11 protein-coding genes and 1 rRNA gene are annotated in these 12,731 nt (G+C 46.1%); 2 read left to right on the top strand and 10 right to left on the bottom strand.

What is annotated here, in order from left to right:
• The 7 genes from B7360_RS21835 to trxA form a co-directional block, all read right to left on the bottom strand.
• Positions 1–85: ribosomal RNA gene (locus B7360_RS21835) — 16S ribosomal RNA — on the bottom strand; the annotation flags it as partial.
• Between the two features lie 471 nt (positions 86–556).
• Positions 557–1,270, bottom strand: a complete 714-nt coding sequence (gene fre, locus B7360_RS21830; RefSeq protein ID WP_074190854.1) for an NAD(P)H-flavin reductase — start codon at positions 1,268–1,270, stop codon at positions 557–559.
• 14 nt (positions 1,271–1,284) lie between these two features.
• Positions 1,285–1,554: a 2Fe-2S iron-sulfur cluster-binding protein gene (locus B7360_RS21825; protein WP_012841284.1), complete on the bottom strand. Its 270-nt coding sequence runs from the start codon at positions 1,552–1,554 to the stop codon at positions 1,285–1,287.
• On the bottom strand, positions 1,551–3,404 hold the full coding sequence (gene ubiD, locus B7360_RS21820; protein WP_085344610.1) for a 4-hydroxy-3-polyprenylbenzoate decarboxylase: 1,854 nt from the start codon (positions 3,402–3,404) through the stop codon (positions 1,551–1,553). Before ubiD ends, B7360_RS21825 begins: the two co-directional genes overlap by 4 nt.
• A 92-nt stretch (positions 3,405–3,496) precedes the next feature.
• A complete protein-coding gene (locus B7360_RS21815) occupies positions 3,497–4,489 on the bottom strand; it encodes a hypothetical protein (protein ID WP_048626802.1) in 993 nt (330 codons plus the stop codon).
• A 105-nt stretch (positions 4,490–4,594) separates the two neighbouring features.
• The gene (gene rho / locus B7360_RS21810) at positions 4,595–5,854 is read right to left on the bottom strand and encodes a transcription termination factor Rho (protein WP_005378757.1); all 1,260 of its coding nucleotides are present in this window, start codon (positions 5,852–5,854) and stop codon (positions 4,595–4,597) included.
• A gap of 196 nt (positions 5,855–6,050) precedes the next feature.
• A complete protein-coding gene (gene trxA / locus B7360_RS21805) occupies positions 6,051–6,377 on the bottom strand; it encodes a thioredoxin TrxA (protein WP_004745500.1) in 327 nt (108 codons plus the stop codon).
• 111 nt (positions 6,378–6,488) lie between these two features.
• On the opposite strand from trxA, the gene rhlB reads away from it, so the two are divergent.
• Together rhlB and gppA are read left to right on the top strand one after the other, a co-directional pair.
• Positions 6,489–7,808, top strand: a complete 1,320-nt coding sequence (gene rhlB, locus B7360_RS21800) for an ATP-dependent RNA helicase RhlB (RefSeq protein ID WP_005397003.1) — start codon at positions 6,489–6,491, stop codon at positions 7,806–7,808.
• A gap of 19 nt (positions 7,809–7,827) precedes the next feature.
• Positions 7,828–9,321 carry a guanosine-5'-triphosphate,3'-diphosphate diphosphatase gene (gppA, locus tag B7360_RS21795; RefSeq protein WP_046874560.1) on the top strand — a complete coding sequence of 498 codons (1,494 nt, stop codon included), beginning with the start codon at positions 7,828–7,830 and terminating at the stop codon, positions 9,319–9,321.
• A gap of 180 nt (positions 9,322–9,501) precedes the next feature.
• Here gppA and B7360_RS21790 read toward each other — a convergent pair whose 3' ends face one another.
• The 3 genes from B7360_RS21790 to recQ all read right to left on the bottom strand — a co-directional run bounded on the left by B7360_RS21790 (position 9,502) and on the right by recQ (position 12,603).
• Complete coding sequence (locus B7360_RS21790) at positions 9,502–10,170, bottom strand: 7-cyano-7-deazaguanine/7-aminomethyl-7-deazaguanine transporter (protein ID WP_085344609.1); 669 nt, start codon at positions 10,168–10,170, stop codon at positions 9,502–9,504.
• 282 nt (positions 10,171–10,452) lie between these two features.
• On the bottom strand, positions 10,453–10,758 hold the full coding sequence (locus tag B7360_RS21785) for a DUF3630 family protein (RefSeq protein ID WP_085344608.1): 306 nt from the start codon (positions 10,756–10,758) through the stop codon (positions 10,453–10,455).
• Between the two features lie 9 nt (positions 10,759–10,767).
• Positions 10,768–12,603, bottom strand: coding sequence for an ATP-dependent DNA helicase RecQ (recQ, locus tag B7360_RS21780; RefSeq protein ID WP_005397012.1), 1,836 nt, complete (start codon positions 12,601–12,603; stop codon positions 10,768–10,770).
• Between the last annotated feature and the right edge of the window lie 128 nt (positions 12,604–12,731).

Raw genomic sequence — 12,731 nt, 5'->3', positions numbered from 1 at the left:
TTCAGATAACTCGTTTCCGCTCGACTTGCATGTGTTAGGCCTGCCGCCAGCGTTCAATCTGAGCCATGATCAAACTCTTCAATTTAAGATTTTGTCGGCTCAATGAATACTGAACATTACATAACGTAATGTTTGAATTGACTGTGCTGAATCCGAAGATTCAATGGTCACTTCGTTTCATTGAAACCTAATTTGAAGCTGAAGCTTCTAATTGGATTATCATCAACGAGTGCCCACACAGATTGATAGGTCTATATTGTTAAAGAGCTTACTTTTAGAGAAGCTTTTCTCTCAAAGCGGAGGTGCATTCTAGCGATTTAATTGGCAGTGTCAAACACTTTTTCAATTTTATTTTCGCAGAAGCTTTTTACCTCTCCGACCCTGCTGAAGCCTTATCGCCTCTGCCGTGTCGGTGGATGCGCATTATAGGGAACTCAGATCCGTTCGCAACCCTTTTTTGGAAAAAAATGGGAAAAACCGACTGTTCGATGACTATTTCATCAAAAAAGCAAAAAAGAGGGTAAAAAACCCTCTTTTTCTGCCTCACAAGCCGTATTTAAATGAATGCGTACGCGTCTGCGAACATACGTTCGCTCTTCGCTTTCTTGTTCTGAGTGAACTGTTCACGTGCTGCGCCAGCCATTTCGAATCGACCTGCAATATAGATATCGTAGTTTTCTAAGCTTTCGAAATCTTCACTCACCGCTTGTAGCACGTTACCAACCTTACCTTGCCAATCAGCAGGTGCTTCTTCTACAACTGGAACAAAGTGAACGTTAGTAAACTTATCGGCGATCTCGATCAGTTCTTCTTTTGCATAAAGTTGGCAGTTATCGCGCGCACCCCAATATAGATAGATAGGGTTGGTTTTATTCTGCGCGACGCAGTGATCCAGAATCGAGCGCACGTAACTAAAACCTGTACCACCAGCAATTAATAATAGTGGACGTTCACTTTCTTCTTGAACCCAAGCGTCACCATGCGGGGCATCAATTTCAATCTGACCATCAGTTTCAAGCGCCGCTTGCATTGCTTCGACAACTTCTTGAGCGTAAGCGTTGTGTTCCGCCGCACCGATATGCAGTTCAAGTTCACCTTCATGACGGCAAGGGCTGCTCGCGATAGAGAAAGGACGTTTGTCTTTTTCACCCATCACCACCATTAGGTACTGACCCGCTTTAAAAGGCACTGGTGATTCTGGATGAAGAAGGATTTGGTAAGTATTACAAGCTAACGGCTGAATAGACTTTACTTTACATTGGATGGTCATGGTGTTCCTCTCGCTTACTCGTCAAAAGTAAGCACTAAATTACTTTCTGTATAGGCTTGGCAAGGGAATATCCAACCTTGCTGTTGCTCTTTTTCGGTTAGCATCGGTTCGAGGTGGTAATTCACCTCGCCCGTTAGCTTTTTACACATGCACATGGCGCAAGCGCCAACTTGGCAACGGTGAGGGAAGCGAATATTGTTGTTGAGCGCAGCTTCCAACACCGTCTCCCCTTCTTTTACTGGAAACGTAACGTCCATTGGTAGAAGGTGGACTTGATGACTCATAGAATACCTAACTGGTCCCAAATCTCATCGACTTTAGCCACAAGTTTAGGATCTTTTTTGATAGGCGTACCCCACTCGCGCGTGACTTCAGATTCGAACTTGTTGGTCGCATCCAATCCTAATTTGGATGAACTCTCAGTATTACCACGCACTTGAGTTGTGTCTCTATCTGGGTCCATTCGAGTTGTCACAGCCCAAATGATGTCATTCCAATCTCGTGCATTGACGTCATCGTCGCACAAGATAATGAATTTGTTATCCGCGTACTGAGCAAAGAAACCCCATAAATATTCCATCAATTCTTGAGATTGACCGGCTTGGTCTTTCTTCATGGTCACAACAGCAAATTGGTTGTTTGCTGTGGCTGGTAGATAGACATCAACAATCTCAGGACGTTGCTGTTTCAACTCATTCAGTTCTGCTTCGGTAATCGCTTTGCTGTCTCGCTCAGTGACCTCGGTTCGTGTCACCAGCTCAGCATCCCATTTAATGGTCGCATCCAAGCCCATCTTAGAGCCAAGCCCAACCACTGGCGAAGCAAAGTCGAGCGAGTCGATTGGCGTGTTGTCTATCATCAAGGTATCACGTACAGGATCCATATGCTCTGACATGGCTTTAACGACATCATTCCAATCTCGTGCGTTTACCGATTCATCGCACACAATAACAAACTTGGTATACATGAATTGACGTAAGAAAGACCACACGCCCATCATTACGCGCTTGGCATGTCCTGGGTACTGCTTCTTCATGGTGACGACGGCCATTCGGTACGAACAACCTTCTGGCGGAAGATAGAAGTCTTCAATCTCTGGGAATTGCTTTTGCAGAATAGGCACAAACACTTCGTTTAATGCCACACCCAATACAGCTGGTTCATCTGGCGGACGACCTGTGTAGGTGCTGTGATAAATAGGGTCTTTACGCATAGTAATGTGCGTAATAGTAAATACGTGGTGCTTTTCTTTTTCGTTATAGTAGCCAGTATGGTCACCGTAAGGACCTTCATCAGCAAACTCGTTCGGGTCGATATAGCCTTCCATCACGATTTCCGCGCTTGCTGGCACTTCCAAATCATTGCTGACTGACTTCACGACTTCCGTTTTGCTTCCACGTAGCAAACCTGCAAATGCGTATTCCGATAGCGTATCTGGCACTGGTGTTACTGCGCCAAGAATGGTTGCTGGGTCTGCACCAAACGCGACCGAAACTGGGAAAGGTTTACCTGGATTGGTTTCCATCCAATCGCGCAGATCAAGCGCACCACCACGATGGGCTAACCAACGCATGATGATTTTGTTCTTGGCAATTTTCTGCTGACGGTAAATGCCTAGGTTCTGACGTTTCTTATTTGGACCTTTGGTTACGGTTAAGCCCCAAGTAAGCAGCGGCGCTACATCTTCTGCCCAGCAGCTCATTACCGGGATTTTGTCCAAGTCGACTTCATCACCTTGCCACACTATCTCTTGGCACGATGCTTTTCTTAAGCGCTTGGCTGGCATGTTCAATACTTGCTTGAACACTGGCAATTTTTCCAATGCGTCTTTGAAGCCTTTTGGTGGCTCAGGTTCTTTCAAATAAGCCAGCAGCTTACCGACTTCTCTTAATTCTTTAACATCTTCACGTCCCATACCAATCGCGACACGCTCTGGTGTACCAAATAGGTTGGTCAAAACAGGTACGTCGTAGCCAATTGGGTTCTCAAACAACAGCGCAGGTCCACCAGCACGCAAGGTGCGGTCACTGATTTCTGTCATTTCGTAAGCGGGATCGACTGGGTGAGCAATGCGTTTAAGTCGACCTTTCTGTTCTAGGTGGTCGATAAATTCGCGTAAATCCTTAAAACTCATAGGCCTTCATGACTGGCTGATTAAACTGTCCGCAGTATAACAAATAGGAGGACGCTAAGATCCTCCTATTTTGTGTGGGTATGTGAGCCAGATTACTTTAATACTTGCTCTATCTGCCGGGTCTTCACTTGATGGTTGTTAGAGACTAACTCTTCCAACCAGGTTTGATGCCCTTGCTGCGCCAGCTCTCGAGCGACCATGGTAGCTTCTTCCGATAGTGCCATTTTGCTCACTAGAAACTGTTTCACTTGCGGAGATAAAGGGTTGGATTTTGTGAGTAGACTAATGGCTTCTGGTTTGAGTGACGGATTGACGGTGGAGTTCATCAATTGCTGAATTGAAAAAACGTCCCCAACCGTAGCTAAACGCTCGAGTTCGGACTGGCTATTGTAATCCGCTCTCATCCGCCAGAGTAAGTTGTACACTTCCTCATCTTGACTTACTTGCGCTAATCTCACGATCACGGCTGTCGATGGTAGCCAACTGGTCACATTCGCTTTGGTTAACTGAGTGGTTAATGCGGCAAGCGCATGCGGTGATAAGCTGTCCAACTCTCGAATCAAAAGTGCTTCACGCGCCTGAGCTTGTTGAGATGGCCCTGTAAGCCATTGCTTTAAGTCGAGCTCTTTCCGCTCAGCTTGTAGTACAAAGTCCAAGGTACTTTGGTCTTGCTTCCAACGCTTAATCAAGCGGCTTGCAATGGCAGGAAAGTTAAAGGCAGGCACACTAAACTCATACCCGTCCCCTCGCTCTAGAACCTGATAAGTAGGAGTCATACGGATCTGAGACTCAACAAACAGAGCCATTCTAGGCGTGAGAATCACATCTTGCTTCTCAAGCTTTTCCAATAACCGAAAACGCACGACCTCTTGTTGAGGTAAAGCTAGTCGATCAAGGGCAAATTTAAGCGAGTCGACCTCATCCCTGACAACGTAATCAAGCAGTTCAGAGACTTTAGCCTGTATTTGAGTATCCTGAAGCCACTGTTCTACTACAGACTCCTGCATTTCCTTGGCAGATAACGTCGCGGGTAGTGTGATAAGTGACAAGCTCAGGAGTAATGACGACAACATTCCTTGTTGCATGTTAACCTCCCGATAACATTTCTCCTCATTCTGATGCTTCCATCGGGAGAAAGCAACAAAAAAGCCACCGTTAACGGTGGCTTTTTTAGAATAAGGACTCAGCTATTACTGACGACGCATCGCATCGAAGAACTCATCGTTGGTCTTCGTCATCGCTAGCTTATCAATGAGGAATTCCATCGCGTCGATTTCGCCCATTGGGTGAACGATCTTACGCAGAATCCACATTTTCTGTAGTTCATCAGTCTTCGTCAGTAGCTCTTCACGACGTGTACCTGAACGGTTGAAGTCAATCGCAGGGAATACACGCTTCTCAGCAATCTTACGGTTCAAGTGCAGTTCCATGTTACCTGTACCCTTGAACTCTTCGTAGATAACTTCATCCATCTTAGAACCAGTATCTACTAGTGCCGTTGCGATGATCGTTAGGCTACCGCCCTCTTCAACATTACGTGCTGCACCAAAGAAACGCTTAGGACGGTGTAGTGCGTTTGCATCCACACCACCTGTCAGTACTTTACCTGATGAAGGTACTACGGTGTTGTAAGCACGAGCGAGACGAGTGATAGAGTCAAGCAGGATAACCACGTCTTTCTTGTGTTCAACAAGACGTTTTGCTTTCTCGATTACCATTTCCGCTACTTGTACGTGACGAGATGCTGGCTCATCGAAAGTCGACGCGACTACTTCACCTTTAACTAGACGCTGCATCTCTGTTACTTCTTCTGGACGTTCGTCGATAAGAAGTACCATCAACTCACACTCTGGGTGGTTGTATGCGATGCTTTGAGCAATATTTTGCAGAAGCATTGTCTTACCCGCTTTTGGCGGAGCAACAATCAGACCACGTTGACCTTTACCGATAGGCGATGCCAAATCTAAAACACGTGCTGTGATGTCTTCTGTAGAACCGTTACCACGCTCCATTACCATGCGTTCATTTGCATGTAGAGGGGTAAGGTTTTCAAATAGGATCTTGTTACGAGCGTTGTCTGGTTTGTCGTCGTTAACGGTATTGACTTTTAGAAGGGCAAAGTAGCGTTCACCGTCTTTTGGTGGACGAATTTTACCAGCGATAGAGTCACCAGTACGTAGGTTAAAGCGACGAATCTGACTTGGTGATACGTAGATATCGTCCGGACCCGCAAGGTATGAACTATCTGCACTGCGTAGGAAACCAAAGCCGTCTTGCAGAATTTCCAGAACCCCATCGCCAAAGATGTCTTCGCCGCCTTTAGCGTGCGCTTTTAAAATCGCGAAGATGATGTCTTGTTTTCTTAAGCGAGCTAGGTTCTCTAATCCTAAGCTTTCGCCCAGTTTTACAAGGTCAGACACAGGTCTGTTCTTCAGTTCGGTAAGGTTCATGGTGGTGGATTCTTGTTTAGTCAAAATAAGATCTGTTTTCTAGTTAAGATGGATTTGGTCTCAGGATCGACCAAGAAGAGAAATTTGTTCAATTAACGCGCGATAAGTTAGCACTAATTAGTATTCTAGTCCAGAGTTAGAAAAACAAAACCGTGCGTTGTTACTTTGCACGGTTTTATCTGTAATCACTTGGTGATTATAAGTTTGCGTCCAAAAACTCTTTTAGTTGAGTTTTAGACAGAGCACCAACTTTCGTTGCCGCTACGTTGCCGTCTTTGAATAGCAGTAGCGTTGGAATGCCGCGAATACCAAACTTAGGTGGTGTACCTGCGTTATGGTCGATGTTTAGTTTACCGATAGTGAGTTTGCCTTCGTACTCGTCTGCGATTTCGTCCAGAATAGGAGCGATCATTTTACAAGGACCACACCATTCTGCCCAGAAATCCACTAGAACCGGGCCTGCAGCGTTGATTACATCGTTTTCAAAACCGTCATCAGTTAGCTGCAAAATCTTATCACTCATCTTCCACTCCAATGTGTTTTTCGAAACTGGTTGGATGATAACCAGTAATTAGATGCCCTATTGGAATGTATTTACTTTCGTATTGCAAGCTTTAGCTGATATTCTATAGCCATGAAAAAGACGCATATCACAGAGCAAAAGTTCGCCGATTTGGGCTTAAAGCCCCAAGTTATTGAAGGATTGGACAAAAAAGGGTTCGAATTTTGTACCCCTATCCAAGCCTTGGCGTTGCCGGTCCTGCTCACCGGCCAAGACATCGCAGGCCAGGCCCAAACGGGTACTGGTAAAACGCTCGCGTTTCTTACTGCTACATTCAACCACCTTCTGACGACACCAGAGCATGAAGGTCGTAAACCTACGCAGCCACGCGCAATCATTATGGCGCCAACACGTGAGCTTGCTATTCAGATTTACAATGATGCAGAAGCATTAACTGAGAGCACTGGTCTAAAAACCGCTTTGGCTTACGGTGGTGAAAGCTACGATAAGCAATTGAATAAGCTGCAAGATGGTGTCGATATTCTGATTGGTACGACAGGTCGTATCATCGATTTCTACAAACAGCGCGTATTCAACCTTAACAACATTCAAGCCGTTGTTCTGGATGAAGCCGACCGCATGTTCGATCTTGGCTTTATTAAAGACATTCGCTTCTTGTTCCGTCGTATGCCTGAGCCAAAAGAGCGTTTGAACATGCTGTTCTCAGCGACGCTTTCTTACCGCGTTCAAGAACTGGCATTTGAGCACATGAACACCCCTGAGCATGTTGTGGTAGAGCCAGAACAGAAAACTGGTCACCGCATTCAGGAAGAACTTTTCTACCCTTCTAACGAAGATAAAATGGCCCTCCTTCAAACTTTGATTGAAGAAGAATGGCCAGATCGCGCCATCATTTTTGCGAACACGAAACACAAGTGTGAATCGGTTTGGGGTCACTTGGCTGCCGATGGACACCGTGTCGGTCTTCTTACTGGTGATGTACCGCAGAAGAAACGTGAAAAGATTCTTGAGCAATTCACCAAAGGTGATGTCGACATTCTTGTTGCAACTGACGTTGCTGCGCGTGGTCTGCATATTCCTCAAGTGACGCACGTTTTCAACTACGACCTTCCTGACGACTGTGAAGATTACGTTCACCGTATTGGCCGTACAGGTCGTGCTGGTGCAAGCGGCCACTCAATCAGTTTTGCTTGTGAAGAGTACGCAATTAACCTGCCTGCAATCGAAGAATACATTGAGCACACTATCCCAGTTTCAGAATACGATTCGTCAGCGCTGATCCAAGATCTGCCAGCGCCAATTCGTATGCGTGCGCCACGCAACCAACAGCGTCGTACGAATACTGGCGGTACTCGTTCAGGTTCAGGTAACCGCAAGCCGCAAGGACGTCGTCCGCGCCAACCGCGTCAATCGGCACCAAAACAATCGTAAAAGGAAACTGAGTTCGTTTATGAGTCAAGCAGGATCATCGCCGCTATACGCCGCCATCGACCTCGGGTCGAACAGTTTTCATATGCTCGTTGTGCGTCATATCGATGGCAGCGTTCAAACAATGGCTAAAATTAAGCGCAAGGTTCGTCTAGCAGCGGGCCTAGATGAACATAATTCTCTTAGTATGGAAGCTATGCAGCGAGGATGGGACTGCTTAAGTCTATTTGCGGAACGCTTGCAGGATATTCCTAAACAAAACATTCGTATTGTAGGCACAGCCACTTTACGTACCGCCACGAATGTAGATGTCTTTCTGGAGAAAGCGAACCAGATTCTTGGTCAACCAATCGACGTTATCTCCGGTGAAGAAGAAGCGGCCACTATCTATAAAGGTGTCGCACACACTTCTGGAGGCAGCGGTCGCCGTCTTGTGGTCGATATTGGTGGTGCAAGTACAGAACTCATCATCGGTGAAGGTTTCGAAGCCAAAGCACTGACCAGTTTAAAAATGGGTTGTGTGACTTGGCTGGAAAACTTCTTTAAAGATCGCCAGTTGAATGCGCGTAACTTTGACGCAGCAATTGAAGGCGCGAAGCAGACTATCCAGCCAATTCTAGAACGCTATACAGAAATCGGTTGGGATGTGTGCGTTGGCGCATCAGGCACCGTTCAGGCATTGCAAGAAATAATGCTAGCGCAAGGTATGGACGAAGTAATCACTCACTCCAAATTGAAACGCCTGCAGAAGCAAGCCATGTTAGCCGATCATTTAGAAGAGCTCGACATTGAAGGCTTAACGCTTGAGCGTGCGTTAGTATTCCCTAGTGGCCTATCTATTTTGATTGCCGTTTTTGAATTACTGGAAATCGACGCGATGACACTCGCTGGCGGCGCACTACGTGAAGGCTTAGTCTACGAGATGGTTGAAGAGCTACGTCAAGAAGACATCCGTGCTCGCACAATTGCCAGCGTACAAAATCGTTATCAGCTCGATCACCAATACGGTGAACAAGTTGCGACACTGGCAAGCAAACTGTTGGAGCAAGCCGGCGGCGATGAGTGGATTACTGAACCTCAAGGCAAGATATTGCTTGAAACCGCCGCAAAGCTGCATGAAATCGGCTTAACGATCGATTTCAAAAAAGGCGGTGAGCACAGTGCTTACCTACTCCAGAATTTGGATTTACCTGGCTACACTCGCGCGCAGAAGTTCTTTATTGGTGAGATTGCCCGTCGTTATCGAGAACAACTCACCTCACTGCCTGAGCAACACGCGTTATCAGGCTCAAGTGCCAAGCGCGTACTGCGGTTGTTGCGCTTAGCGGTGTTGTTGACTCACCGTCGCAACCAAAACTTAGAGCCAAACGTCGTATTAACGGCTGAAGGTGACAACCTAACATTAAACATTGATGCACAGTGGCTAGCGGCCAACCCGTTGACCGCCGCTGAGCTAGAAATCGAATCCAACCGTCAAACTGATATCGGTTGGCCATTAACGATTACCTCTGATTAATGGTTGTTATTCCATGACAAAGGCTCCTTCTGGAGCCTTTTTAATACCCGTTATTACCCTATGTACAACTCATAGAGTTTTGAGACACCGATGATCTAAATACTCATTTCGCTGTACATTTGCTTTAGAAACAACAAAGCCGCTATCAAAAGCGGCTTTGTTGCTATTAACTGATGAAAACTATGCCGTCGTCGTAACTTTAAAGTTAGGGTTCACTGCCGTTAGCTTCTTAATTAAGTAATTCAGTAGTACGCCGTACATAGGCACAAACAGACCAAGACTAATCACTAACTTAAAGCCGTAGTCCACCAGCGCGATTTCCGTCCAATGCTCCGCCATAAATGGATCTGGACTTTGGTAGAACGCAACCGCGAAGAAGGCGATGGTATCCAGTGCATTACCAAAAAGTGTTGAACACGTTGGGGCCACCCACCACTGTTTCATTTGACGTAGGCGGTTGAACACGTGCACATCCATAATCTGACCAAGTAGATACGCCATGAAGCTAGCAATCGCGATACGAGCAACGAATAAGTTAAATTCCCCTAAGTGACCCAAACCTTGGAACTGCCCCTCGAAGAACACCACCGATAAGAAGTAAGAGACAGCCAAAGCAGGCAACATTACTAAGAAAATGATCTTACGCGCCAACTGAGCACCGAAAATACGTACGGTTAAATCCGTCGCAAGGAAAATAAATGGGAAGGTGAATGCACCCCAGGTGGTATGTAAGCCAAAGATAGTAAACGGTAGCTGAACTAGGTAATTGCTGGATGCAATAATGACTAGGTGGAATAAAACCAGATAGATAAGGGCGTTGCGCTGCTGCACAGGGGTAAAGTTACTCATGCGATACCTTTTTAGTTTGGTTTGGGGGCGAGGGAACCCAAATCGAGCGTTTTCTACAGAGAAAAGCGCTCTTACCAACAATGTAAAAAATGACGATTAAACTAACTTAACTCATTCAGAGTAAAGCGGTGGGCGATTATACATTAACCAATTTTACTCACAAGCGGTGTTTTATACGCAAACGTTTCTTCGCGAACATCACATCAAAACCAAGGGCTTTGATGCAAAAATAAGAAAGGGTGTTTCATGTGAAACACCCTTTAAAGAATAGATAACTTGAATTTAGAAGCCGCGTTGGAACAATCCGGCTAAATAGTCGAGCTCTTCCCTACTCTCTTCTACTGTTAGCGCTTCAAACCAAATCGCTTCGCTGTAGTGCTCCGCTTTCATAAATAAGCGGCAGCCTTCAAAATCGATCAACCAAGAGTGAATATCCGCATCCCACTGTTTTTCTACCACTGACGCAGATAACAATTCTACCAAACGCTCACCCAATGCCGGAAAAGTATCGAGGTCGAAGCTTGGAGCGGTAATAATAAGACGCCCTTCTTCAACAATGTAATCAGCGAGACCAAATTCCTTGTGCATATGGATTCCTTATCCGTGGTGAGTAATGTGTTCTTGGATCAGATCCAAGAATGGATCGGCGTATTTTTCTAGTTTACGTTGACCAACGCCACTAACCGCTAACATTTCACCGTATGACGTTGGCAGCATTTCTGCCATATCAATCAAGGTCGCATCACTGAATACCACATATGGTGGTAAACCATCTTCATCGGCGATCGACTTACGTAGCTTACGTAGTTTGGCAAACAACTTCTTATCGTAGTTTTTGCTGGTCAGTTTGTCCGACTTCGCGGCACGTGCAGCGGTATCTAAACGTGGAACTGCAAGTTCTAAAGACACATCACCACGTAGTAATGGACGTGCTTCTTCGGTTAATTGCAACGTCGAGTTACGAGTGATGTTTTGAAATAGCAGCCCTTTATGAATTAACTGGCGGAAGATACTCACCCAGTAATCATGGCTGTGATCACGACCAATGCCGTAAGTCGAAATTTTGTCGTGGCCGTGTTCGCGCACACGAATGTTTTGCATCCCACGCAGCACCTCAACCACATACGTCATACCAAAACTTTGGTTGACGCGGTAAACACACGACAACGCTTTGCGCGCTTCTTCGGTCGCATCAAAGTGTTTTGGTGGGTCCAGGCAGATATCGCAGTTACCACACGGCTTTTCGCGATACTCTCCAAAATAGTTGAGCAGTACCTGACGACGACAGGTTTGCGCTTCCGCAAAAGCACTCATCGCATTGAGTTTGTGGCTTTCTACCTGCTTCTGCGGTCCATCATCTTTTTCATCCAACATACGACGCAACCAACTGATGTCGGCTGGGTCATACAACATCATCGCCTCGGCAGGCAGGCCATCTCGCCCTGCTCGACCAGTTTCCTGATAATAGGACTCGATGTTACGTGGAATATCAAAATGCACAACAAAGCGCACGTTTGGCTTATTGATACCCATGCCGAATGCAACCGTCGCAACGACGATTTGAATGTCATCACGTTGAAAAGCTTCCTGAACGTAAGCTCGCTCTTCAGTATCCATCCCTGCATGATAACCAGCAGCGCGGATATGGTTGTTGCATAGCTTCTCGGTCACCATTTCAACTTTCTTACGACTGCCGCAATAAATAATGCCGCAGCTTCCCTTTTGGGTGGCTAGATAGCGAATGATTTGAGAAACCGGTTTGTGCTTTTCTACCAAGGTGTAACGAATATTGGGACGATCAAAGCTTCCTAGATACACCTGAGGCTCATGTAAGCGTAAGCGTTCTAGAATATCACGACGCGTCGCATCATCGGCAGTGGCAGTGAGTGCCATAAAGGGCACATGCGAAAAGTGTTGCTTTAACTGACCTAACGCCGCGTATTCTGGGCGAAAATCATGTCCCCACTGAGAGATACAATGTGCTTCATCCACGGCGATCATAGATAAGGGTAAGTTTTCTAAACGCTCAATAAAGTCACGCATTAACACGCGCTCTGGCGAGACATACACTAGCTTAAGCTGACCAGAGTGCATGCGATTATACACACTCAGTAGCTCTTCTCGATTCATGGTCGAGTTCACACACTCCGCTGCTACACCATTGGCTTTCAGTTGATCAACTTGGTCTTTCATCAATGAAATCAGCGGTGAAATCACCAAGGTAATCCCTGAGCGCACTAACGCCGGAATTTGGTAACAGAGAGATTTACCGCCACCAGTCGGCATGATGACCAAGCTGTCTTTGCCTTCGATAGCGGCTTCAATCACTTCTTGCTGACCATCACGAAACGTCTGGTAACCGAATACTTCCTCCAACACACGTTGAGGCGTTACAGGCGTATCTGATTGTTCGGCTAGCAAGGTTGAGGTCATGAATAATCTCAGATTGAGTGATCGTAGAAATGCTTTTGCATGCCCAGGCACACAAAGTGAGGGCACATTGTAATGGGGTTTCGTGGTGAATAAAACCGCAAATTGCTAGGTGTTTCGCATCACGACTC

It is taken from the genome of Vibrio sp. ArtGut-C1 (genome assembly GCF_002105475.1).
GTDB lineage: Bacteria > Pseudomonadota > Gammaproteobacteria > Enterobacterales > Vibrionaceae > Vibrio > Vibrio diabolicus.
The sequence above is the reverse complement of the archived record's forward strand: the minus strand, read 5'-3'. Positions and strand labels throughout refer to the sequence as shown.